Consider the following 24,941-nt stretch of genomic DNA (forward strand, 5'->3'; position numbering starts at 1 on the left):
CCCTCCTTTCCCGTCGAACCACGCCCGGATGACCATGGCCTGCCGATGGAGCTACGGCTGGCTTTCCCGAATGATGCGGTCGTAGACGTCTCGCGCGCGCTGATAGGCCGCGGCAGCCTGCTTGCGTTCCTCGGGACGAATCCGCGGACTCTTCATTTTCCAGCACTGGTCCACGGCCCGGCGACACCATTCGGCACTCCGGAGTGAGGCCCGAACCGGTTCGCCCCCCACCTGAACGAAAATGGGATTGGTGTGCGAGCTGGGGTAGATCCGCAGGGCCAGCCAACTGGACTTATCCACGGGGTGTTTGAAGCTCACCTCGCGCCACTGCCCATCCGCCTCGACCATCTTCCTGGCCACGGGCTCTCCGTTGACAATCAGCTCCAGCGGAACCTGGCGGGTCTCTCCCTGACGGGCGCGCTCGATATGCCAGTAGGGGGGGCGGTCCAGTGGTCTGGAAGCGATAATGGCACCCACCTCGTCCTGCCGATCAGGCAGATAGGCGATCACCCGGGATCGAATCTCGACCGTTTGCGCTCCCGCCAGGTTCAGCTCGCTCTCCCGGGTTCCCAGTTCCAGTCCGTTGGCGGAAAAGTCGATGATGTGGGATGCCCCGTCGGAAACATAGCTGCGCCCGGCTCGAATCTGGTCCATGTACCGGTCGAAATTGAGGGGACCGTCCAGCTTGGCATAGCTTCTGGCCATCCCCACTCGGTCATCGAAAATGCAAGGGAAATCGGTCTCACCGCTCAAGCGCGTTCGGAACCCGGTGTTGAGGACGTGGTACCAGATATTGAGTTCCCAGGGAGCGGGGGTGTCCCCGGCAGAAAAAAAGTCGACCGCATCCTGGGTAACGGTGACGATGTACTCGTTGGCTCCTATGCCGTCGAACTTGGGCAGCACATAGTTGGGAAGCAGGTCGGTCGGTTCCATGGGTTCCAACCCCCATCCGGAATGGGCATAACCGACCACGGCGTCCTGCTTTTTGGCCCACTGCAGAATGGGTAGGGTCCAGGTTGGCCACTCCTCCACCTTGCTGGTCCCCGGATAATCGTCCTCTTTCAGCCGGAGCAGGCAGACATGTCCTGCATGAGAGGAGGGGAAGCCGGAGACCTCCACGTCGTATCGCAGCAGGTTCTGCTGGTTCGACAGGGGATGCACCTTTCCGGTGAAGTAGCTCTTCTGGTAATACCAGCAGGGTCCCCAGGTGAGATTTGAGGCGATGTTCAGATCTTCCCCCTGGGTCTGACGCCACATGTGCTCCGGACGCACGCCCTCTTCCGGGCTCTCGTAGTGACTGCATCCGGCAGCGTGCACGTGGTGGTCGGCGCTGTACCAGCCCAGCTTGGCCAGGTGAACCCAGCGCGTGAGCTGGAGCTGGACCTCGTGGACTTTCTTCCCGGGGGGCACTCGGACGCGTTTCGTCTGGGGGAGGTACTCCGGACCCCGGGTCAGGGTGATTTCATACTCCCCTGCCGGCAAAAACACGTGCTCGCCGTCGGCTCGGTAAACTTGCGGATGAAAGAAGAAGTCCGGAAATTCATCCAGCGCCGCCAGGCGGCGGGAGGGCAGGGGGCGGATTCCCGTCAGCCGCTTGGCTCCGGAAGACGCCGGCAGGTCGGAGCCGCCGCGCTCCTCCCAGGTCTGTCGGGCCGCCAGGGCCAGCCGGTAGTCCTTGGGAAGCGGTGGTCTTCCAGAGGGAGGGCTCCCGCTGATCCGCATCGGATCCGAACCCTCCACGATTCGTTCGATCCCGTCGGTAATGACCAGCGAGGCCATGGGAGCCGGGGAGCCGTCATGATCCTTGATCCTGAACACCACCTTGGTCGCCGCCCGGCAGTCGAACAGGATGTCGATGGTGCTGCGAAATCCGATATCCTGGGTGCCCTGGCCCACGTGGAAGCCGATTTTGGCCTCCTTGCGTCCGGTTTCCTGGGTGTATATCTGGAGCACCGCATATTCGAGCTCGACCCCGGACAGGTTGCTGAGCAGCGGCCGCCTCCGATACATGTAGAGTTCCAGAAAGCGGTTGGCGACCTGGCCGGCAGAGAGAAGGTTCTCCGGCTTGGCCCGCTTGGCGCCGGTCGAGCGGTGCAGGATGGGCTCGGCGTTGGGACTCTCGGCTTCGAGTTGTGTCGTGACCATGGCCTGGTTGTGGACCTTGATCAGGAAGCTCTTCCAGCCGTTCTGCACCAGGACGGGTTGGGTGGGGCCGCGCAGGACCTTCACCCGCGCTTCCGGGTTGATCACCACCATGGCCAGGCAATAGGGATCCAGGATCTGCTGAATGCTCCGAGTCGTCTTCGATCCGGGCACTTCATCCCTCAGCGCTTGCAGCCGTCGGGAATCCTCCGGCGATAGTCCGCTCCCCAGGAAGGTCAGCGCGTCATCCAGCCGGAGCGCCTGGGCCAACAGCGGCTGGGCTTCGACATTTCCGACCTCGGGGAGATTGTCGGAGAAGGCTGGCACGGACAGCAGGAGTGAGACCGCAAGGAGGCTGAAGAGTGAGTGTTTCATGGGTTTTCTCCCGGCCAACATTCCGCCTGGTTGCCGATTCTGTCCCCGCGTGCAAGGGGGTGCGGCACCGACCGGCGCGCCACTATCGGTGGTGGCGACTTGAATGCAGTCAACCGAACCGCAGTCCGAATCAGGGGAAACACCGTCACGGTTTCCCCGCAGTCTACTGTTGCGCTCCAGGCGGGATCATAAACTCGTTTGCTGGTGAGCCTATCACAACCTGATCCGGTGTGAAATGCAGCTTAAACCCTCCAACGCAGGCAGGTGCCTGCTCCCGTCATGGTGACGATGGTATCGTCCTCCAGGACCACACTGGAAGCATAGCCGGTCCCATAGCCCTTGATCGACGAACCCAGTACCGAACCGCCCGCCCGAGTGAGGTGATAGACTTCCGCGCTCCAGGTTCGACCCTCGTCGTGGCTGATCCGTGCCAGAACCTGAGCCTCATGGCGCGGGTAGCGGTGATCGGTGGTCAGGATGAGCGTTCCGTCGGACAACTGGGACAGTTCCCCGTGAGCCTGTCCCAGCGCCAGGTCGGTAGGCCCGTTTACCGTCCGGCTTACCGGGCGGAAATGGGTCCAGGTATGGCCGGCATCCTCCGAGTCGGCCAGGTAGACCCGCTTGGATGGTTGATATCCATCCTCATGCAGGGAAGGACGCGCGTGGAGCTGCTCCTCCATCATCTCGGCTGACCAGAAGGAAGGCTGGTAACGGATTGCGGCGATCAACCGTCCGGAGTGCAACCGCGAGAGAGTCGTCTCGAAGGACCAGTCCGGCAGTGGGGTTCGCTCGCCCCAGCTTCGGCCGCCGTCGGTGGACCGAAAGACGTAGGTAGCGGTAAAGGGAGTCTCCGTCCAAGGCTGCAAAGACTCTTCAGCCGCCTGCCTGATCTCTTTCTGTCGGGTGGACGTCGGGCCCAGGCGCTGGGGCCAGAGCACGGTTCCGTCCGGCAATTCGGTCATTCGGTTTGAGGAGTTTCCAATCGAGGGAAAGGGTGCCTTGTCGACCCTGAACGGTCCTTGCCAGCTCCTGCCGCCGTCCTGGCTTCGAATCACATAGCACTCCGCTTCGAGTCCCGCGACCCCGCAGCCATCGGCTGCCTGGTGGAACGCCCACAGGAGGGTGCCGTCTTTCAGGATCCCGAATGAGTCGCTTCGCAGTGCCCACCGATTGTCAAAAAAGAGCCAGCGCGACGAGTCCCTCGCCAGGGTGTGGTCGAAGAACTGCCACCAGTCCAGACGTTTTTGCCGCCAGGTCCGGCCCTCGTCGCTGGAGGCCAGCAGGATGCTTTCGAGCCCCGGACCCTCCGTAGAGAAACCGGCGTAGAGGACGCCGTCCCGTGTCCTGCCGAGGGGAGCCCCCCGGCCCCAGGGGACCACCACAAATTGAGCCGGAACGGTTCGAACTCTCTCCCCGTTGACAGTGACCGCTATCCGGGTCTTTTGGGGAGCCGGGCCCGATGGAGATTCTTCCGCCCGTAATGGTTTCCAGCCGCTGGACAATGTTGTGGCCGCCAGCCATCCTCCAAAGCCGGTCGCCAGGAAGCTCCGACGATTGGTCTTGAGTGTCGACGGTCCTGGAGATTTCCTGATGGAGTGATCGATTGGATGGTTGATTTTCATGGCATCCTCCTGCCGGCAGCCTCGGGATACAATATGCGGGCAAGCCTATCACTCATCAAAAGGGATATGTGCCGAACCTTTTGCAAAATCAGGAAGCGGGACGTTTACCGGGAATGGCCACAAGAGGCACAAAAACACAATTTGTGCCTTTTGTGCTTAGACAGCCTTTTTGACCAGATCGCACCCGATATCGAAAAAGGCAGAACCTCCGGTTTTCCGGCAAGATGACCTGCCCCGCTGGGAATTTTGCATAAAGCTTCACCGATTGTTTGAACGCGGAGCTACTGAAAATCTGGTATTTTCAAGGTCTTCCAAAACTCGGAGGTCGTGAGTTCGAGAGACTGCCCGAGCCTTGGTCAAAAAGGAGAATCCTATTCATGAATACCTCTATTCTGCTTCACGAGATCACTCGTGAGAAAGCACGGGAACTGGCTCCCCAAACGCTTCTGGTGCTGCCGGTCGGCGCCGTCGAACAGCACGGTCCGCACCTGCCGGTCGGCACCGATTTCCTCACCGTCGAACATGTGACGCGGCGAGCCGCGGAACAGGCCAGCGGGACGATATCCGTTCTGGTCGCTCCCACCTTGCCCTTTGGTTCCTCCCATCACCACCTGTCCTTTGGCGGCACCCTCTCGCTCGCCACCGAAACCTACTATCGAGTCCTGGCCGACTTGGGGGAATCCATGATTATCTCCGGGTTTCGGAGCCTGGTGCTGATCAACGGTCATGGGGGCAACCACGAGTTGATCCAGCTCGTCGCCCGCGATCTGGCCATCAAGCACAATGTCAAATTTGCCGCCATGTCCTATTGGACGGTGGCCTGGGATGCCCTGGTGGAAGAGAGAGCTCACCTGAGCGGCAATCTTCCCGGGCATGCGGGTTTCTATGAAACATCTCAGATCATGGCCCTGCGCCCCGATCTGGTGGTGGAGCCGCTGCCCCATCGCGAGGGAGACCACGGCTCCGACCCCCGCAGTTTCTACGGCCCCTACCGGTCGGAGAAACACCGGTTTCTGGAAGACCTGGACGGGTATACCGACAGCCCGGACCAGGGCGATGGGGAGCTTGGAAAGGCCTACCTGGCGGCGGTGATCCGTTCCCTGGGCCAAGCCTTCGTCGAGTTCCACCAGTCCGGATGACCTGGGGGTGGAGCAGAATTCATCCAATTATCGGTAGGAGGAATCCCATGGGGGACCGTCTCAAGGACAAGGTAGCCATCGTCACCGGAGCCGGCTCGGTCGGCTGCGGTTGGGGCAACGGCAAGGCTGTCGCCGTGCTCTTTGCCCGGGAGGGCGCCAAGGTGCTGGCGGTGGATGTCAATCCCGATGCAGCCGAGGAGACCCGCCGCATCATTTTGGAGGAGGGAGGAGAGTGCGCCGTCCACCGGACGGACGTTTCCCGGGCGGAACAGGTCAAGGCCATGGTGGACCACTGCCTGGAGGTCTACGGAAGGATCGATATCCTCCACAATAACGTGGGGATCCTGGAGGTGGGCGGGCCGGAAGAAATTTCCGAGGAGCAGTGGGACCACCTGTTCGCAGTCAACGTCAAGGGCATGTTCCTGAGCTGCAAATACGTCCTTCCGGTCATGGAGCGTCAGGGCAAGGGCGCCATCGTCAACATCTCCTCGTTGGCCGCGATTCGCTACACGGGCTACCCGTCGATTTCCTATAACGCCTCCAAGGGGGCCGTCAATCAGCTCACTCAGAGCGTTGCTCTCCAGTACGCGCCCAAGAACATCCGGGCCAATTGCATTCTGCCGGGGTTCCTGAACACTCCCATGATTGTGGAGCCGCTGAAAAACGCCTATGGGCCGGGAGGCGTGGAGGAGATGGTCCGGAAACGGGACGCCATGGTTCCCATGGGCAAGATGGGAGAAGCCTGGGATGTGGCCTACGCGGCGTTGTTCCTGGCCTCGGACGAGGCCAAGTACATCACCGGGATCGAGTTGGTGGTGGACGGCGGGATCACCTGCAGGGTGGGTTGAGCGGGGAGAGGGGTTGGCAAACTATGGACGGACAGTGGGTTCCAAGAGGATGCACCTGATTCACCGCTACGCGGCTGCGGGATTGCCAAATCCACACGACCCCGGGCTCCCGCCCGGGGCTACCCTGAGCCGCAGCTACGCTGCTCTATAAGGATGGCTTGTAGGCAGCGTTTTCTTGGCCTACCCACGTCAACCGCAGCTTCGCAGCTCTCCTTTAGGCTACGTCACTGCCAGGGGATAGGATTTTCTATCCCCAACTAATCACTAACCACTATCCACTGCCTTTCCAATGACTTTGCCGCCCACGTCGGTCAGGCGGAAGTCGCGCCCCTGGAATCGGTAGGTGAACTTCTCGTGGTCGATCCCCATACAGTGCAGGACGGTAGCCTGGAAGTCGTTGATGTGCACCGGCTCTTCCACCGGGTTGTATCCCAGATCGTCGGTGGCTCCGATGGTGACGCCGGGCTTGATGCCCCCGCCCGCCATCCAGATGGTGTAGGCCTTCATGTGGTGGTCCCGGCCGTAGTTCCCCCGGGTCATGTCTCCCTGGTTCATGGGTGTTCGCCCGAACTCCCCGCCCCAGATCACCAGGGTATCCTCGAATAGACCCCGCTGCTTCAGATCCCGAATCAGCGCCGCCGAAGCCTGGTCGGTCTGGCGGCACTGCAGGGCGATGTTTGAGGGCAAGCTGTTGTGGTGGTCCCAGCCGCGGTGGTAGAGCTGGATGAATCGGACGCCTCGCTCAACCAGCCGCCGGGCCAGCAGGCAATTGTTGGCAAAGGAGGGAACACCGGGTTGAGCGCCGTACTGCTCCAGAACCTTCCGGGGTTCCTGGCCGGTATCCATCAGGTCCGGGACACTGGTTTGCATCCGGTAGGCCATCTCGAAGGACTTGATCCGCGCCGCGATGTCGGGATCGCCGACCGCATCCATTTTGAGGCGGTTGAGATCCCGCAGCCCGTCCAGCAAGTGGCGCCGCGAGGTAGGGGTGACGCCTCGGGGGTTGGAGACAAAGAGGATGGGCTCTCCCTTGGAGCGAAATTCGACTCCCTGGTGGCTGCTGGGCAAAAAGCCGTTGCCCCAGTAGCGGGACAGCAGGGGTTGGCCCTGACCGCCCCCCGAAGTCAGGACCACGAAGGACGGCAATTGATGGTTTTCGCTGCCCAGGCCGTAAGAGAACCAGGCTCCCATGGTGGGGCGTCCCGGCTGTTGTCCTCCCGTCTGGATCAAGGTCACGGCCGGATCGTGGTTGATGGCGTCGGTATGCATCGAGCGAATGATGGCCAGATCGTCGGCTACACCGGCCATGTGCGGCAACAGTTCCGACATTTCGGCGCCGGACCGCCCGTGCTTCCCGAATTGGAACTTGGACCCGACGCATACCAGCTTGCGGCCGGCAAGCTGAGCGATCCGTTGGCCCTTGGTGACGCTTTCGGGCATGGGCTGTCCGGTCATTTCAACCAGTTTCGGCTTGGAGTCGAACAGATCCAGCTGGGATGGCGCTCCCGACATGAAGAGGTAGATGATGCGCTTGGCCGTGGGTGCGAAGTGTAGCCGGTTCAACGCGCCGTAGGATTTTCCGGGAGAGTCGCCATACAGGTCTTCCCTCAGAAGCGATGCCAGGGCCAGCGATCCGATGCCCTTGGCCCCTCGACCGAAGAAGCGCCGTCTCGTCATCTGAAGGGCCAGCTCTTGTTCAAGGCTCATGGATCTACTCCTTGGTCATGGTCTCATCCAGGTTCAGAATCAACTTGGCCACGCCGGTCCAGGCTGCCAGTTGAGTGACCTCGAGATCGGCGTCGGCCGGGGACTCCCCGATGCTCGCCAACTGCCGCGCCTTGGCCGCCTCTCCCCGGTAAGTCTCGAAGATCCTGTTGAAGGTGCGTTCGGTGATCCTCTCCTCCTCCGGTCTGGGCAGACGGGCCAGGGCGGTTTGATAGGCGAAACGAATGCGCTCCCGCACCGATGGTCCGGCCTCCTTGAGAATCCGCTGGGCAAAGACCCGCGCGGCCTCCACGTAGGTGGTCTCGTTCAAGGTGATCAGCGCCTGCAACGGAGTCACCGTGCGCTCCCGACTGACGGTGCAGACCTCGCGGTCGGGTGCATCGAAGGTCTGCAATATGGGATTGGGCACCGAGCGCTTCCAGAAGGTGTACAGGCTGCGGCGATAGAGGTCCTCTCCCTGGCTCTGCTCGTACTTGGTGCGGCAGTAGAAGGACTTGGTCTCCCAGAGTCCGGGAGGCTGATAGGGATAGACGCTCGGCCCTCCGGGGGGGCGGTCCCGGTCCATCAGGCCGCTGATGGCCAGCACGTTGTCCCGGATGGCCTCGGCGGGCAGCCGCAGGCGCGGGCCTCTGGCCAGCAATCGGTTGCCAGGGTCCCTGGACAGAAGATCCGGGCGGTACCGGGACGATTGCCGGTAGGTGGCCGACATGGCAATGGTCTTCAACATGGACTGGACGTCCCAGCCCCCGTCCACGAACTCCCGGGCCAGCCAGTCCAGCAGCCCGGGGTGAGAGGGCGGCTCGCCCTGAGTGCCGAATTCATTGGCCGTTCGAACGATTCCGGTGCCGAAGAAGAGCTGCCAGAAGCGGTTGACTGCGACTCGTCCCACCAGCGGATGGTCGGGGTCGGTCAGCCAGCGAGCCAGGGCCAGGCGATCCACCTTTTCTCCCGGGGGCAAGGAAGGCAAGAATTCGGGAACGCCTGCCGACACCTGCTCGCCCTTGCTCCGGTAGTCTCCCCGTACCAGGATGTGGGTGGGTCTGCGGTACTCCATCTCCTCCATCACCCGTACGGTGGGGATGTCTTGCTCCAGCTCCTCCTTTTCCTTGCGCAACTGGGACAGTTGCTGTCCGAGGCTCTGCAAGCGCGGAGAGTTTTTCTCGCGAAAATAGTGCCGCAAGGCCGTCTTTTCCCCACCGTCTCTCTCCAGCACCGGCTTGGCTGCCGCCGACATCACCTGCGTGAGGCGCTTATCTTCCAGAGGCGCATCCAGGGAAAAATAAAATCCATAGCCGCCCCCGTAGTTGACGAGCTTCAGAAGCAGGTCGTTGGCTCCGGACCGGAGGTCCACCTGCACCTCGATCGACTCCGCCGGCTCACAGCCCTCCACGGCTTTGGCGAGAACGAGCCCTCCGTTCAGCCAGACCTTGAGGCCGTCGGCATAGGGGGCGCTGGTCGCCACGAAGAATTTCAGTTTGCGGGCTGATTCGGCAACGATCCGCCGGTGCAGGTAAGTGGCGGCCTTGTTGCCCAACAGCGATTGAGCTTTCCCGTCCTTCCAGTCCGGGCGAGCGTTCCATGACAATCTGCCGTCCTGATAGCTCTTGGAGAAGTCCAGCTCCAATTCCGGCGGAAAGGACCGCGTGAAGGCTTCTTCGGCGGACTGGGCGAAAAAGGGCCCGATCATCGACCACTCCTTCAGTTCCAGTTCCTGGCGGGTCCGATGGATTCGAGCCAGCTCTCCCTCCCATTCGGCCTGGGCCTCGTCCAGCCCGTCATGGGTCATGTCGAGTCGGGCTTGACGGCTCGCTTCCAGGGTCTGGATGGTTTTTTCCAGTTGGCTCAGCCTCGCTCGTTGCTCCTCGGAGGGCAGCCTTAGGTAGGGAGGAGCGGGATCCCGGTCCAGACCCTTCTCGGGGATCTGGTGGAAGAAATCGTACAGTTGGTAATACTCCTGCTGGGTAAAGGGGTCGAACTTGTGGTCGTGGCACTCGGCGCAGGCCACGGTAGAGCCCAACCAGACCGTGGTCGTGGTGTTGACCCGGTCGATTACGTACTTGGAGAGATATTCCCTGGCGTCGGCACCGCCTTCGGTGCTGGTCATTCCGTTGCGATTGAAAGCAGTGGCGATTCTCTGGTCCAGGGTGGGGTCGGTCAGCAGGTCCCCCGCCAGCTGCTCCACCGTGAACCGGTCGAAGGGCTTGTTGGCATTGAATGCCGCGATCACCCAATCGCGGTACTTCCACATCGATCGGGGAAAGTCGATATGGTAACCGTCGGAGTCGGCATAGCGAGCCAGGTCCAGCCAGTGCATGGCCATGCGCTCGCCGAAGTGGGGCGAAGCCAGCAGCCTGTCCACCAGCCTCTCGTAGGCTTCCGGGCTCTGATCGGAAAGAAATTTCTCGACTTCCCGGACAGTGGGCGGGAGTCCGGTCAAGTCGAAGGTCACACGCCGGATGAGGGTCCTGCGGTCTGCCTCCGGCGAGGGGCTGATGCCTTCCCGTTCCAGCCGGGCCAGAGTGAAATTATCGATGGCGTTTTCGGGCCAGCTCTTGTCCGCTACTTTCGGGAGTGCCGGCCTTTCCGGGCGCACGTAAGCCCAGTGCTTGCTCCAGGGAGCCCCCTGGCGAATCCAGCGGGTCAGCAGATCGATTTGCTGACGGGTCAGTTCCTTTCCGGAATAGGCCGGAGGCATCTTGAGGGCTTCGACCTCGGCGGTGATGCGCCGGATGAGCTGGCTCTCTTCCGGGTTTCCGGGAACGATGGCCAGATTGCCCGAGTCCAGCCGGCCCAAGGCGGAATCCGGGAGGTCGAGGCGCAAACCGGCCATGCGCTGGTTCTGATCGGGTCCATGGCAGGCATAGCAGTTGTCGGCAAGGATGGGCCGAATGTCACGGTTGAAGTCGAGAGGGCGGCTCTCCTCGGGTCCGGCTGCCTGAAGAGGGTTGAAGACCAAGGCTGCCGTTGCGAGGCAGGTCAGCATACAGACCATGCTCCTGAGATACGGCCGATTTAGGGGGTACAGGAAGCTCACGGTTGGCTGTCACCTCCTCACTTGAGGACGGGTGGGTTTCCACTCCACGCTGCTGTCACCGACTGCCGAGGATGTCCGGGATTTCAGTCCAAAAGGCAAGACAGAACCGGGCCTGGATGAACCCGCCCATTTTAGTCGAACCGATTACCCAGTATCAAGATGAAGCCGGCTTGCCCGACCCAACCGAGCGTTATCCCCGAAGGAGAACGACGAACCACGAATCGACACGAATGAACACCAGGGCTAGTTGCAAATTTCGTAGCGGGGCAGGTCATCTTGCCGGCAAACCTGAGGTTCTGCTTTTTTCAATTTCGGGTGCGACCTGGCGAAAAGTGCTGTCCAACCACAAAAAGCACAAAAGTCACAAATTGTGTTTTTGTGCCTTTTGTGGCCATTCCCGGTAGACGTCCCGCTGCCGAATTTGCAAAAGGCTCCACCAATAGACGAATAGATGCGGTTTTCTTAGGGGGGCGACAACCGAGTCGTGTACGGATAGATGGTTTATTAACATGGATGCACAGGATGCACAGGATTTTTCCTGAAGGCGGCCGGCTTGCAGTCCTGGACACCGTAAATCGGCACGCGATCATCGCCGGAGTCAGCCTATCTTGCAGCATCCTCCCGTGCTGATTATCCTGTGCATCCTGTGCATCCATGTTCAATCAAGAATCCTTCTCGAATGATCCGCCCAGTCGTGGAGGGGCGCGGGCGGTGCTTGCCTGACCCAGGAATGAGTTGACAGGCCGGACGAGCGTTTCATTAGAATACCCGAATCGCGGTTGAGAGGAGGAAGGGCCATGGCGGAGGAGAAATCCTGGGTTTTGACCGATGTCGGTGCCAACGTCTGGAAAGAGTCGCTCTTTCTGGGCCACGAGGACCTGGGGGTCCCGGATTGCACCGTCTCCAAGACTTGCCTGCAGGGAGGCTTGAGAAGCGGCGTCGACCTGGTGGAGGTCACCAATGCCGAACTCTCCTACTCCATTCTGCCGACTCGTGGAATGGGGCTTTGGAAAGCCTCCTGCCACGGGATTCCGGTGGGTTGGGAATCTCCGGTCAAGGGCCCGGTGCATCCCAAGTGGGTGGACGAAGGGGACCGGGGCGGGCTGGGCTGGCTGAAGGGGTTCGACGAATGCATCGTGCGTTGCGGCCTGGACTCCAATGGATCCCCCGGCGAAGACGTGATTGTCGACAACAACGGAAACCGCGTCTCGGTCGACCTCACCCTCCATGGCAAGATTGCCAATCTGCCGGCCCACACCCTGGAGGTCCGCTCCGATCCCGGAAGCGGCAGGGTTTCGGTGGTGGGGGAGGTGGACGAATCCTCCCTCTTCCTTCCGGGCCTCCGCCTGCGGTCGACCGTCAGCACTACTTCCCGCTCCAACCGCTTGACGGTCCAGGACACCATCACCAACTTGAAGGCCACTCCCTCCGAGCTGGAATTGGTCTACCACTGCAACTTCGGCCGTCCCTTCCTGGGAGCCGGATCAAAGCTGCTGGCGGCCGTGCTGGAGGTGGCTCCCCGGGACGCCCGGGCGGTGGAGGGGATCGGGGAGATCGATACCTACCTGGCACCCACCCCCGGGTACGTGGAGCAGGTTTACTTCTATGATCTGGCAGAGGATGCGTCAGGTCGCACCCTGGTGGCCCTGCGGGATGCCTCTGGCGACCGCGCCGTGGTGCTTCGATTCAACAAGAGAGAGCTCCCCCACTTCACCCAGTGGAAAAATACCGTCGGTCTGTCCGATGGATACGTCACCGGGCTGGAGCCGGGCACCAACTATCCCAACCTGAAGGGATTCGAGCGGGCAAAGGGTCGCGTCGTCGTCCTGCCGCCGGGCGAGAGCTACCAGTGCCGGTTGGAGATGGAAGTCTGCACCAGCCGGGACCAGGTGGCGGCCATTGAAGACGAAGTGGCGCGGATCCAGGGCAGCCGTCGCCCCGCCATCCACAAGAACCCCCACGGGAAATACTCACCCATTTGAAGGCTCCTGTCTGGGAGAAACTCTCGTTCACCAACCGACGGCAGCCCGGGAAGACAAGAAACCATGACGAAGAGCGATGAGACCAAATCGAAGTATCAGGGAATTTTTGTCGCTGCCTGCACTCCCATGAACGATGACTATTCACTGGATCTTCCCAGGATCAGGACCTGCATCGAATATCTCGTCAGCGGAGGGTTGCGGACCGGAACGGCGGTGTATGTGGCCTTGGGAGCGGGCGGAGAGCAGATGCATCTGTCCACCGAGGAACGCAAGGCGGTTGCCGAGGCCGCCGTCGACGCTTCGGCCGGCCGGCTGCCTGTTTTCGTCGGAATCTCTCATCAGTCCACTCGAACTTCGGTGGAATTGGCCCGGCACGCCGAGAGAATCGGGGCAGACGGATTGCAGGTCGAGCCGCCCTGGTATTTTGCCAGCACGGCCGATGACGCCTTTGAATATTTCTGCGCCATCAGTCAATCCGTGAGCCTGGGAATTACGGCCTACAATACCTTCTGGACCTGCGGCTTCGACATGGACCTGAGATTTGTGGAGCGACTGGCCGGGCTGGAAAACGTGGTGGGGCTGAAATGGTCCAGCAGCAGTGACAGCGAGTTGGTGGCGGTGTTGTCCGCCTGTAAGGATCGGTTCAACATCGTCTGCAATTTTCACGGCGCCTTCGTGGCCTCGTCCTTTATCCTGGGTGCTCGGGGGTACGTGTCCCAAGCTGCCAACTTTATACCCAGGACCAACCTCAGAATCCTCCAGGCGCTGAGCGCCAGGGAATACGAGGAGGCGACTCATCTCTATATGGCGTCGGAAGAGGTGTACAATCGGGCTTTGGCTGAAGTGATCCGTGACGGGATCACGGGGGAGGGCAACTTTATCAAGGCCTGCATGCCGCTGGTCGGAATTCCCTGCGGTCCGGCCAGGTTGCCGTTGAGGCATCCGCCCTCCTGGTTTGTAGACCGGGTGCATGGGATGATCGATTCGGTGGGAGAACTGCGACAGGCTGCTTCCTGAGCGAAAAACAGGTTGCTTCCCTTCGTCGCGAGTGCATGGTGCCGGCTAACGAAAAGGAGATGAAATGGGGAAAAGGACAATCCTTGCCGTGGTGGCCGTATTCCTGGCCTGGTCCCTGCTGGACATTGTCATTCATCAGTTGATCCTCATGGGTGAATATGGGGCCACGGCTGACCTTTGGCGGTCTCCGGATGAGATCATGATCGGGTTGATCTACGTGGTGACGCTGATTTCCGCGGTGGTGTTCGTCAGCATCTACAAGTTCCTGATCTGCCGGAAGGATCTGGGCCGTGCCACTCAATACGGCCTGCTCTTCGGCGTGGCCATTGGAATCGGCATGGGTTACGGCAGCTATGCCGTGATGCCTTTGACTCACACGATTGCATTGGTCTGGTTCCTGGGCACCGTGGTGCAGGGGGGTGTGGCGGGCGCCCTGCTGGGACTGATCGTCAAGGAGTAGGCTGTTTTGCCTATAGGCATTGCAGAACCTTCCCCAACGGTAGCGCCATACGACGTGATGGCTCAAATGGGATGAATCAGGGGGGGTGGAACTAGCCCGCATTTCTCACCAGGCCGCTGGAGGCATTACAAGAAGTAGATTATCTTCAGCACCTTGATTGGCTCAATGTCAAGGGCTTGCGCATCACAGACGGCGCTGGGCATGCCCTGGCTTGTCCTTTTCCCTTCAGCGCGCACATGCTCCCTCGACCGTAGTGACCGCTACGCTCTTCGGTCGCGAGCACGCGCTGAAGGGAAAAATCCTGCGCCATGATCATGCCCCCTGGTGAGAAATGCGGGCTAGTGATTAGCTCCGTCCCAGCCCTGCCGTGCGAAACATACGCGGAACATACAGGGTGAAACAGGGTGTTTTAGGCAGGACGCTTAACGTGTCGATTGAATAACTTTCCACTCTCGACTAGCCACTATTCACTTTTCGCCCAACCGCGCCGCCGTCCCATACGACGGGGCAGCTCACATGGGGCGAAACAGGGGTGTTCCAAACAAGAAAGAGACGACCATGGATGCTCTCAAGCAGGAGATTCGAAACAGTCTGACCGGTCCGGTAGCTTCCATCCGGACCCCTTTTCTGCGGGATGGCCAAGTCGACTACGCCGGCCTGCGGCGCTATGTGGATTTTTCCATCCAGGCAGGCAGCCCGACCATGCTGCTGACCTGGGGGGACAGCCTGTATACCCTCCTGACCGATGACGATATCGCCGAAGTGACCCGGGTCGTCTGCGAGCAGACGGCAGGCCGGGCCATGGTGGTGGCGGCCGAAAGGAACTGGGGAACACCCAAGCTGGTGGAATTCGCCCGCTACGCCAGGGAGACCGGGGCCGGCGTCCTGATGGTGATGCCGCCCGACTGGGCCGGATCCTGCACCACCTCCACGCTGGTGGACCACTACGCGGCTGCTGCAGCCGAGCTGCCGGTAATGATCATCACGGCCACCTTCGTGCCTCGGGGAGAGGCCTTTGGCCTGGAGACGCTCAAACGGGTTCGGGACGAGGTGCCGGGAGTGGTGGCCATCAAGGACGACTGGTGCGGTGAGTTCGGCCGGAAGATGGCGCTGCTGGTCCACGACCACTGGGCCGTCTTTTCCGGCGGGCAGAAGCAGAATCACCTGAACCTTCATCCCTTCGGCTGTGACGGATACCTTTCAACCTTCATCACCTTCAAGCCCGAGGTGTCCCACGACTATTGGAAAGCCATCCAGACGGACGACATGGCCAAGGCCGTCGAAATCATCCGGAACTTCGATCTGCCCCTGTTCGAGTTCATCATGGCGCGGCAGGGAGCCTTTGACGCCTGGTTTCACGGGATGTACGAGCACTACGGCCTCTGCGGGCGCTGGAGAAGACCTCCCTACTACAGTCTCAGCGACGCCGAGATGGAGCAGTTGGGAGACTTCCTCAAGAAACAGCGATTGCTGTGACGGGGTGAGGGGCAGGGTCGGTGCGGGTAATCTTGCTTGCGGGACAGGACACTAATAGCCTGCCGACTTGTCCACCAGTCCCAGCAGGGATTGGCCCTGGCAGTAGCGCTGCAGGTTCTCGCAAAACAGCTCCACGCAACGCTGGTATTCCTCGCGTGTGACGACGCGGTGGAATGACATCAGCAGGTTTTCGACCTCCCACAGCGCCGAATCGGGAGCCGGCACATCCAGTTGCAGGGCGGCTCCGGCGATGCGCCTTTCCACCAGAGCCCGCCGAACGGCTTCCAGGTCGTAAAGCGCCGGCCTCCCGGAAACATCGATGAAGCAGGCGCTGTCTCTCATCGTCCCCAGCTCCCGCTCGCCGATCACTCCCCTGGTCTCGGGGGTGAGCGGAAGGCTCAGAACCACGAAATCCGAGTCTGTCAGCAGCTCGTCCATTTGAGTCGGGCCCAGCAACCGGTCCACGGTTTGCGGAGGGGTTCGCCGCGTTCTGGCCATTGCGATCACGCGCATGCCGAAACCCTTGGCCACCCGGGCGATTTCCGATCCCATCACGCCCAGACCCAGAATGCCGACTGTCCTGCCCTTCAGCTCGGTGGGCCATTGGCCTCGAGAGCGCAGGGTTCCCGGAACCGACCATTCCCACTCCCGGTCCGGTCTGTGCCTCAAATCGACATGCAGTCGGCGGCTGAATGCCAGCATCATTCCCAAGGCGTACTCGGCCCCGGTCGAATCGAAGCAGGGCTTGGAGCAGGTCAGGGTAATGGGACTCTCCACCATTTGCGGAAACATGTAGCCTTCCACTCCGCCCGAGCCCGCGTGGACCCAGCGGAGTTTCTTGGCCACCCGCAGGAGTCCGGCGTCGAAAGCCCCCACAAAGGCTACCTCGGCCTGGGCGAAGGCCTCCATCAGAAAGTCGCGGTCCTCGCCGGCAACCACCCGGACGCCGTCCACGCAGCTTTCGATTTGCTCCAAGCCCCGGGGGAGCCAACTGACCACCGCCAGGAAAGGGGGGTTTCCCGCCAAATCATTCTCCTTGTGCCGCCAGCTTTTCCATCCGCGAAAGCGCTTCCGGGACGTAGTTGCCCAATCCCAGGCCCGGACTTTCCGGAAGTTGGAGGTAACCGTCGCTCAGCTTCAGGGGCCATTCAATAATTTCCTCGTGGGCCATCCTGGTGATCAGGTGAGCCGACGTCGACTTTTCCCGCAGGGCCTCCCAGCCGGGATATTCCACCATGGCTCCGTTGGTCACGGTGGAGAGAATCTGGAGGTGTGCGGCCACCACCGTGGCCGACCAGGGGCTGTGGGGGACACAGAGCAGGCCGGCTTCCTCGGCCCGCCGGGCGACGTAGTGACACTGGGTAATCCCCATCTGGGCGGCGTCGGGCTGGACGACGTCCAGCGCCCTGTGGTCGATGTAGTGCCGGAACTCATGGGTGGTGCCGAGACTTTCCCCGGAAGCGATCTTGACCTCGACGGCCCGGGTCAGCGCAGCGTAGCCGTCCACGTCGAATGGGGGCATGGGCTCCTCCAGGAAGTAGAGGTCGAAGGCTTCCAGAAAGCGGATGGCTCGAATGGCTTCCTTGACGTTCCAGCCGGGGGTCCAATAGGCCGGACAGCCGAAGTCGAGCATCAGGCGGGTCTCCGGCCCGATGGCCTGGCGGATGGCGGCCAGCCTCTCTTCATCCTCGGTGCGGAAGTGGTTGCCCCATCCGAACTTGACGGCCCGGAACCCCCGCCGGACAAGGGACGCGCTTTCCGCTGCCAACTGTTCGGGGGACTTCAGCCGGGGAGGGCCCTTACCGTCCAGGGAGTCGGGATCGAAGGCCGTGCCGCTGGCATAGGCCATGACCCGGCTCTGCACCGTTCCTCCCAGCAGCTTGCAGACCGGTTGGTTCAGGGCCTTACCGGCCAGATCCCAAAGAGCCATGTCGACGGCGCCCATGGCGTTGACGGCCATGCCACCCTCGCCGCCGCGCCCCCTGAGTGCCTGCCAGTCCCGGAACATGCGCACCCAGTGGCGGCCGGGTTCCAGCGGATCCCGGCCAAGCAGAAAACGGCTCAAGCCTCCCTGGCGGTCCAGCACGATGGGCCCGATAATCCAGGAGGGGGAGCCGGTGACGCCGATTCCGATCAGGCCTTCGTCGGTGTCCACCTCGACGAAGGTCAAGCTGGAAAGGCGGCCGCCACGGACACGGATGTCGGTAATCTTCATTTACAGGCCCCAGGAGCGTGCCACCTGGCGGGTCATGTGCGCTAACTGGTCAGGAGTTTCCCCTTGTGTTCCCCGGGCGACTTCAAAGGTCCAGGGACCGGGATATCCGACCGAGGCCAGCGCCTTGCGGATGGCCGACCAGTCCAGCCCTCCCTGGGTTGGGACCCAGTGGTTGTCGTTGGGTTCGTCGTAGTCGACGTCCTGCAGGTGGGTTCCCCGGAGTCGGGACCCGGCGAGCTCGATCTCCCGCGAGGGATCCCGCTTCATGGTCCAGGCGTGTCCGGTATCGATCACCAGCCCCAGCTGCTCCTCGGGGTAACTGTCAACCAGGGGCCGCAATTCCTGCATGCCGAGGTAGGGATAGCCGCAGGAGTAGGGCAGGTTTTCCAGCAGCATGCGGACACCCTCGCTCTCGGCGACCGGAACCAGTCGATCCAGGGACCTTGGAACCGCGTCGGCGATGCGTCTGGCCACTTCGGGATCATCGCCCTCGGGAACGAAAATAGGGTTGGGAACCGGATGAATAATGACCTCGGTGGCCTCCAGCGCGGCGGCCAGGCGAAGGTAGCTGGCCAATATCTCGACCACTTCCAGGCGCCAGTTCTCCTCGGGGGCTCCCAGGACGTTACGGGTCAATGGAGCATGAACCGTTCTGGCCCGAAGCCCTCGGGCCGCCAGACGGGTTCGAAAGTCCGCCAAGGCCTTGCCGGTGGGAGGGACTGCCAGGTGAGGCTCTTGCCCCAAGACTTCGGTTTGGGTGAACCCCGCGGCGGCGACCCCGTCCAGGGCAGCCTCCACGTCCCGGTCTCTAAACCCTACTGTGCTATAGCTGATGTTGCTCATTGGCCGTGCCCTCGATGTCCGTTGGAGTGTCCTCTGTCAAAGTCAAGTGCACCATTATACCGACACCGCCCCACATTTCTCACCGGGCTTGATGACCATCCGGAAACGAATATAATCATCCTTTCGTTTCGGTCGGGCCGGGGAGGTTGACTCCAATACCGGTTTGGGGTTTGGGTCAGTCCGTTTCCGATACCGGCCATGGAGGTCCAACGTGAAAACAATTTTGCGCCTGTCGGTGGCCTTGCTTTGCTGCGCGGTTGAATTCGCGCAATCGGATTCGTGGCCCCAGTTTCGCGGTCCCAATGCTTCCGGCGTGGCCTCGGGATCCCACAAGCTGCCCGCCTCCATTGGACCCGATCGAAACCTCCTCTGGAGGGTTCCCCTCCCACCGGGGCACTCTTCCCCGGTGGTCCACGGCGATCGCGTCTTTGTCACGGGAGTCGAGGGTGAATCGCTCCTTACCCTGGGATTGCACCGGGATACCGGGGAGGTGCTGTGGAAGGTCGAAGCGGAGTACGGAAAGCTGGAGGAGATTCACCGTGACGGAAGCCACGCCCAGTCCAGCCCGGCCACGGACGGGGAGCGGATCGTCAGCTTCTTTGGGTCGGGGGGCCTCTTTTGCTACGACAGGAACGGCAAGTTATTGTGGCGGCGCCCGATGGGTCCTTTCAAAAATGGATTCGGCGCCGCCAGTTCGCCCATCATCGTGGGTGACCGCGTGGTGTTGAACCAGGATCATGACGTCGACTCGTTTCTCATGGCCCTGGATAAGAGCAGCGGCAAGACGCTCTGGAAGACCGGACGCCCGGAGTTTCCCCGGGGGTTTTCGACCCCGGTGAGTCTGAAGGTGAACGGAAGGAAACAGATCGTGGTTTCCGGGACCCTGCGAATCGCGGCATACGATCCGGATACCGGGAAAGAGATATGGACCGTACGAGGCCTCTCCCGCATCGTCAACACCACGCCGGTGATCGGCGAGGGAGGCGTTGTCTTCAGCGCCACCTGGTCCCCGGGAGCCGATCCGGGAGAACGGGAAAAACTCCAACCCTTCTCGGAGGTTGTCAGTCAATTGGACCGAAACCGGAACGGTCTCCTGGAATTTGAAGAGTTGCCGGAGGGATCGCTCAAGGCGCGCTTCAACCAGTTCGACCGGGACAAGGACGACCGGCTCACCAAGGCCGAATACGATGGGATGAAGCACATTTTCGAGACGGTGCAGAATGTGGCTCTGGCCATCCGTCCGGGCGGGTCCGGCGACGTCACAAAGTCCCATGTGCTTTGGCGGCAGGACCGCTACCTGCCCTATGTCCCCTCTCCTATCCACTACAGGGGTTACCTTTTCTGGGTGAAGCGGGGGGGCATCGTGGCCAGCCTGGACCCGGAATCGGGGAAGACCCTGAAGGTGGGTCGTGTTGCCGGGCAATCCCGGTATTTCAGTTCTCCGGTTGCGGGAGACGGCAAGATTTACCTGCTCAGCGAGAAGGGCGAGTTGAGCGTGATCAGCGCCGAGCCCCAATGGCGGCAGTTGTCCCAGGCCGATTTACAGGAGGAAGCCTACGCCACGCCTGCCATTTCCGGGGGGCGCATCTACCTGCGGACCAGCCGGCACCTCTACTGTTTCGGCCTGCCGGCGGGTGTGGCAGGCGTTCAACGCTAGTGTCCTGTAACAGAAATAGGGTTGCCATCTCCGATAGAGGTTCCACCGGGGAACAGTCGCTAGGAGAGACCCGTCTCGTTTCAGCCAACAGGTGCCGTTGCGCTTTCCATCCCCGGAACCTCCATCGGCCCTTCGGGTTCGGGCGGAACGGCGCCGTCTTCGTCGTCGCTCCTCCTCGCAATGAATAGCATTCGCTCGTCGTCGCTCCTAGAATCCGGTGCCGTTGCGCTCCGAAACATGGCAACCCTATTTCTGTTACAGAACACTAGTTGAAAGGAAACCCATGCAACTCAAGGATAAAGTGGCCCTGGTTACCGGAGGCGCCACCGGAATCGGTTTGGCGGTAGCTCGGCAGTTTTCAGACGAGGGGGCCACGGTGGTGATTTGCGGCCGCAATCGGGAAAGACTTCAGACGGCAGCCCTGAGCATCGGTGGGGCGGGAGCCGTGCACCCCTGGCCGCTGGACGTCACCGATCGCACCCAGGTCGGAGAGCTGGTCGGCAAGGCGATCGACCGGTTCGGAAAGATCGACATCCTGGTCAACAACGCCGGGGTGAACGTGGTCGAAAGAACCATGGAGCGGATCGAGCCCGAGAGCTGGGACTACATCATGGCCGTGAATGCCACCGGGGCCTTCAATGTAGCTGCCGAGGTGCTTCCCCATATGAGAGGCCGCGGGGACGGTCTCATCGTCAATGTCACTTCGACGGCCGGCTGCAGGGCCAGTGACCTGGGAGGTGCGGCCTACAGCGCCTCCAAGCACGCCATGGACGCCTTCACCAAGGTGGTGAGCCTGGAAGAGGGCCACCGGGGCATCCGCGCTACCGTGGTTGCTCCGGGAGAGGTGGACACGCCCTTGCTTGATGTCCGCCCGGTGGCGGTCAGCGCCGAGCACCGCGCGCAGATCCTGCGGCCCGAAGACGTGGCGGCCGCGGTTCGGTTTGTAGCCACCCTTCCCCCGCGAGCCCACGTGCCCGAGCTCATCATCAAACCCGTTAACCAGGCCTTCGCATGAGTTTCAGGTACGGAGGACTTCTCCCCGTCCCGCGCGGCCGTCGACGCTGGAGCCACCATGAAAATCACTCGAGTCGAAACTCTCTACCTGCGTCTTCCCGAAATCAAGGAACAGGCCGACAGCGGCCAGGACGCTCTGGTTGTCCGGGTTGAGACCGACGCGGGGGTGCATGGCATCGGCGAAGTGGACTCCGCCCCCATGGCCGTCAAGGGGATGATCGAGGGCCCCTATTGCCACCCTCTCAACAGTGGATTGGGTGAACTCCTGATTGGTGAAGACCCCCTGAGGACAGAGTTTCTCTGGCACAAGATGTATCGGGAGAACATCTACGCCGGCCGGCGGGGAATCGCCATCCATGCCATGAGCGGGATCGACATGGCCCTCTGGGACATCAAGGGCAAGGTGCTGGGATTGCCCGTCTGGAAGTTGTTGGGAGGCGGCTTCCACCAGGGGATTCGCGCCTATGCCAGCTCCCTGTTCGGCGCCACGCCTGCGGAAACGGGTGAGAGAGCCCGCCGCTTCCGGGACCAGGGCTTCGACGCGGTCAAGTTCGGATGGGCGCCCATGGGCGAGGATGCGGCCACGGACGTGGCCCTGGTGCGGGAGGCGCGGGCGGGGCTGGGGGACGACGCCGACCTGCTGATCGACGCCGGGCTGGCCTGGGATGCCAAGACAGCCATCCAGCGAGCCAAGGCCTTCAGCGACTTCGATATTTTCTGGCTGGAGGAGCCGCTGCTGCCGGACGACTACCGGGGATACTCCCGACTGGCCTCGTCCACCGACATTCCCATCGCGGCCGGCGAGGAGGAAAGCGAACGCCGCTCATTTATCGAGCTGATGGATCAAGGCAGGATCGACGTGGTGCAGGTGGATCTGACCCGGTGCGGCGGATTTACCGAAGCAGTCAAAATCGCCAGCCTGGCGGCCGACCGTGGCCTCCGTTGCGTCAACCACGGATTCACCACCTACATCAACGTCGCCGCCGCTCTCCACTTTCTGAATTCCATCCCCAACTCCTTCATCACCGAATTTGTCGTGGAGGAGGGCACACGGTTGCGGGATGAGATCACTCTGCAGCGATTCACGGCCCGGGACGGGACCCTGGCCATTCCCGAAGAGCCCGGGCTGGGAATCGACCTCGACCCGGAAGGCGTTGAGAAGTACCGGATCGCCTGATCTTCCGTCTCAGGTCGCAGCGGAAGTGGGGAGCTTTACCTGCTCCAGAAGTTCCTTGGCTTTTTCGACACAGGCCAGGGCATCCTTCCCATAGCCGTCGCACTTCATCTTGTGCGCCAGTTCCCGGCTCAGGGCGGCCCCACCGGCCATGGTCCGGACCTTTTCGCGCAAGCCGGCCTGTTCGAAGGCCCGATTGGTCGTTTCGATGTTTCTCATGGTGGTGGTGAGCAGCGCCGACATGCCAACCAGTTCGGCCTTGTGTTCGACCACCGCATCCACGAACTCCTGAGGCTTGGTGTCCACTCCCAGGTCGTGGACCGAGAATCCCGCGCCCGCAAGCATCATCCCGCAAAGGTTCTTGCCGATGTCGTGAAGGTCGCCCTGGACGGTGCCCATGATCACCGTGCCGATGGGTTCGATGCCCGACGCCGACAGAATCGGATCCAGGTGCTTCATTCCGGCCTTCATGGCCCTGGCGGCCACCAGGACCTCAGGCACGAAGATCACGTTGTCGCGGAATTTGACCCCCACCACCGACATGCCGGCGATCAATCCGTCGTCCAGAATGACGTTCGGATCGAATTCCCTGTCCAAGGCCTCCTTGGTCAAGCGGTCGGTCTGGTGGTGCTCGCCGACGATGACATAAAAGGCGATATCCTGCATCAAGGGGTCGGCCTTCTCCAGGACTCCCCGAATTCGACTGTTCTCTTCAGGGATGGTGACCCACTGCAGCTCTTCCTCCAGGCCATCGTTGACAATCGGCATTGAGAGTCCCTTCCTGGTTCAATTGGATTGGCGTGGCGATATCGGACCGTAACCTGCAGTTACGGCCGGCGTCGGACTGGCGTGCCGCCGTCTTAAGGCTTGCGCTCAATCGAGCGCAATAGGATATTTGCCGTATCTGAAAGTGGCCTCCAGCATGGCGGCGTAGTTGTCTATGGGCACGTATTCGGGGATGGAGTTGCCGGATGAAACACAGTAGCCGCCCCCGGGAGCCAGATCCCTGATTCGAGTGCGAACCTCGTCCTCAACTTCATCAGGAGTCCCCAGGGTCAAGGTGTATTGCAGGTCGATGTTGCCCAGCAAGGCGAGCCGGTCCCCATATTGCGCCTTGATTTCATTGATGTCGTGGGCCTGTGCTTCCACCGGGTGCCAGCCGTGGATCCCGAGATCGATCAGTTCATCGATAACCATGGAGATGTCCCCGTCGGTGTGGTAGACGAAGGGCTTGTCCGCCGCCCTGGCCATATCGCACATGGTCTTGTAACAGGGGAAGGCGTACTTGCGATAGTGGTCGGGGTGCACCAGGGGTCCGTTCTTCCCGGAGAGATCGTCGGCATGGAAGCTCAGGCCGACGGCGGGGTGTTCCATGGCGACCTCCATCACCCGCTGCTGGAGGGGGATGATCTTGCCGTACATCATGTCGATGAGTTCCGGGTCGTCGATGTAGGACAGCATGAAGGTTTCCATCCCCATCATGAACCAGACGCCGGTAAATACCTTGCCGATGACGACGCCGATTTTCATCCCGGGCGGCAGCATGGCACCGACTTCGTCCAACACCGAGAAGTCCAGATCGTCGGGATCGGGCCAGGGATAGGCGGCAAACTCGTCCTTGTTGGAAATGACGCCCTTGTGCATTTCCGCCCAATGCCGTTCGGTGTAGGCTTCCAGTTCGGCCTTGTAGGTGCTGACGCTGTGGCTGCTTACCTGGACGCCGCCGGCGCCTTTCTCTGTTTGGCTGTCCTGGCCTTCAACCGGCTTCAGGTGGACATTGATCACGCTCAGCGAGACTGGGTAGGCGTCAAATCCGGCGGCCCGGAAGAATTCGATCTCGTCGGCGTGTCCCTGGACCGGCTTGCCCATGAACAGTTCCTTGATCTCCGGCTCGATACCCATTTCGAAAAGCGGAACGTAGTCGGGCTCCTGGTGGTTCAGGGCCGCCTTGAGACGTTCATAGTCTGTCTTACGGTTGCCCTTGGCAGCCAGGGCTCTTTGCACCGAGGCCGGAAATGACATGGAAACCTCCCGCGCAGGCACTTGAAGGACTTCGACAGAAGAGAAGCCCGTCGCACAGCGTTTAGCCGATTCGGTCGGGATTTTACATGCTCGACCGCCGAAACTCAACTTGAACCGGCCCCGAGAGGGGACTCCCGGCTCATTTGAAACACCGCTGTTTCGCCCTGAATCAGCCGCGCCGTCGCACGGTCTGGAG

18 protein-coding genes are annotated in these 24,941 nt (G+C 61.5%); 9 read left to right on the forward strand and 9 right to left on the reverse strand.

Translation table 11 applies throughout. The annotated features are described in order from the left end of the window. Positions 1-51: 51 nt before the first annotated feature. Positions 52-2,517: a CehA/McbA family metallohydrolase gene (locus tag OXI69_10555; GenBank protein MDE2666584.1), complete on the reverse strand. Its 2,466-nt coding sequence runs from the start codon at positions 2,515-2,517 to the stop codon at positions 52-54. A 242-nt stretch (positions 2,518-2,759) separates the two neighbouring features. Then, positions 2,760-4,139: a hypothetical protein gene (locus tag OXI69_10560; GenBank protein MDE2666585.1), complete on the reverse strand. Its 1,380-nt coding sequence runs from the start codon at positions 4,137-4,139 to the stop codon at positions 2,760-2,762. A 377-nt stretch (positions 4,140-4,516) separates the two neighbouring features. Here OXI69_10560 and OXI69_10565 point away from each other — a divergent pair, with 377 nt between their 5' ends. Together OXI69_10565 and OXI69_10570 are read left to right on the forward strand one after the other, a co-directional pair. Then, complete coding sequence (locus OXI69_10565) at positions 4,517-5,278, forward strand: creatininase family protein (GenBank protein MDE2666586.1); 762 nt, start codon at positions 4,517-4,519, stop codon at positions 5,276-5,278. Between the two features lie 47 nt (positions 5,279-5,325). Continuing rightward, the gene (locus OXI69_10570; protein ID MDE2666587.1) at positions 5,326-6,126 is read left to right on the forward strand and encodes an SDR family NAD(P)-dependent oxidoreductase; all 801 of its coding nucleotides are present in this window, start codon (positions 5,326-5,328) and stop codon (positions 6,124-6,126) included. A 264-nt stretch (positions 6,127-6,390) separates the two neighbouring features. Here OXI69_10570 and OXI69_10575 read toward each other — a convergent pair whose 3' ends face one another. Together OXI69_10575 and OXI69_10580 are read right to left on the reverse strand one after the other, a co-directional pair. Beyond that, positions 6,391-7,833, reverse strand: a complete 1,443-nt coding sequence (locus tag OXI69_10575; GenBank protein MDE2666588.1) for a DUF1501 domain-containing protein — start codon at positions 7,831-7,833, stop codon at positions 6,391-6,393. A gap of 4 nt (positions 7,834-7,837) precedes the next feature. After that, the gene (locus tag OXI69_10580; protein MDE2666589.1) at positions 7,838-10,834 is read right to left on the reverse strand and encodes a PSD1 and planctomycete cytochrome C domain-containing protein; all 2,997 of its coding nucleotides are present in this window, start codon (positions 10,832-10,834) and stop codon (positions 7,838-7,840) included. Positions 10,835-11,682: 848 nt separating this feature from the next. Here OXI69_10580 and OXI69_10585 point away from each other — a divergent pair. The 4 genes from OXI69_10585 to OXI69_10600 all read left to right on the forward strand — a co-directional run bounded on the left by OXI69_10585 (position 11,683) and on the right by OXI69_10600 (position 15,820). Further along, complete coding sequence (locus OXI69_10585) at positions 11,683-12,867, forward strand: aldose 1-epimerase family protein (protein MDE2666590.1); 1,185 nt, start codon at positions 11,683-11,685, stop codon at positions 12,865-12,867. A 63-nt stretch (positions 12,868-12,930) separates the two neighbouring features. Beyond that, positions 12,931-13,884 carry a dihydrodipicolinate synthase family protein gene (locus tag OXI69_10590; protein MDE2666591.1) on the forward strand — a complete coding sequence of 318 codons (954 nt, stop codon included), beginning with the start codon at positions 12,931-12,933 and terminating at the stop codon, positions 13,882-13,884. 64 nt (positions 13,885-13,948) lie between these two features. Then, positions 13,949-14,344, forward strand: a complete 396-nt coding sequence (locus tag OXI69_10595; GenBank protein ID MDE2666592.1) for a hypothetical protein — start codon at positions 13,949-13,951, stop codon at positions 14,342-14,344. Positions 14,345-14,902: 558 nt separating this feature from the next. After that, entirely contained in the window at positions 14,903-15,820 is a 918-nt protein-coding gene (locus tag OXI69_10600) for a dihydrodipicolinate synthase family protein (protein MDE2666593.1), read from the forward strand. A 51-nt stretch (positions 15,821-15,871) separates the two neighbouring features. Here OXI69_10600 and OXI69_10605 read toward each other — a convergent pair whose 3' ends face one another. From OXI69_10605 to OXI69_10615, 3 genes are read right to left on the reverse strand one after another with little or no spacing between them, the layout of a single operon-like run. Next, entirely contained in the window at positions 15,872-16,846 is a 975-nt protein-coding gene (locus OXI69_10605; protein ID MDE2666594.1) for a D-2-hydroxyacid dehydrogenase, read from the reverse strand. Position 16,847: 1 nt separating this feature from the next. Beyond that, a complete protein-coding gene (locus tag OXI69_10610) occupies positions 16,848-18,035 on the reverse strand; it encodes a mandelate racemase/muconate lactonizing enzyme family protein (protein MDE2666595.1) in 1,188 nt (395 codons plus the stop codon). Then, entirely contained in the window at positions 18,036-18,878 is an 843-nt protein-coding gene (locus OXI69_10615; GenBank protein ID MDE2666596.1) for a sugar phosphate isomerase/epimerase, read from the reverse strand. 211 nt (positions 18,879-19,089) lie between these two features. On the opposite strand from OXI69_10615, the gene OXI69_10620 reads away from it, so the two are divergent. From OXI69_10620 to OXI69_10630, 3 genes are all read left to right on the forward strand, one after another. Continuing rightward, positions 19,090-20,535 (forward strand): PQQ-binding-like beta-propeller repeat protein, encoded by a 1,446-nt coding sequence (locus OXI69_10620; protein ID MDE2666597.1) that lies wholly within the window; start codon positions 19,090-19,092, stop codon positions 20,533-20,535. 283 nt (positions 20,536-20,818) lie between these two features. Continuing rightward, positions 20,819-21,550, forward strand: a complete 732-nt coding sequence (locus OXI69_10625) for an SDR family oxidoreductase (protein MDE2666598.1) — start codon at positions 20,819-20,821, stop codon at positions 21,548-21,550. 57 nt (positions 21,551-21,607) lie between these two features. Further along, the gene (locus tag OXI69_10630) at positions 21,608-22,726 is read left to right on the forward strand and encodes a mandelate racemase/muconate lactonizing enzyme family protein (GenBank protein ID MDE2666599.1); all 1,119 of its coding nucleotides are present in this window, start codon (positions 21,608-21,610) and stop codon (positions 22,724-22,726) included. A gap of 9 nt (positions 22,727-22,735) precedes the next feature. On the opposite strand, the gene OXI69_10635 is transcribed toward OXI69_10630, so the two are convergent. Together OXI69_10635 and OXI69_10640 are read right to left on the reverse strand one after the other, a co-directional pair. Further along, positions 22,736-23,491 carry a corrinoid protein gene (locus OXI69_10635; GenBank protein ID MDE2666600.1) on the reverse strand — a complete coding sequence of 252 codons (756 nt, stop codon included), beginning with the start codon at positions 23,489-23,491 and terminating at the stop codon, positions 22,736-22,738. 105 nt (positions 23,492-23,596) lie between these two features. After that, positions 23,597-24,745: a hypothetical protein gene (locus tag OXI69_10640; protein ID MDE2666601.1), complete on the reverse strand. Its 1,149-nt coding sequence runs from the start codon at positions 24,743-24,745 to the stop codon at positions 23,597-23,599. Positions 24,746-24,941 lie beyond the last annotated feature (196 nt).

The sequence above is a fragment of the Acidobacteriota bacterium genome (genome assembly GCA_028875575.1).
Lineage (GTDB): Bacteria > Acidobacteriota > Terriglobia > Versatilivoradales > Versatilivoraceae > Versatilivorator.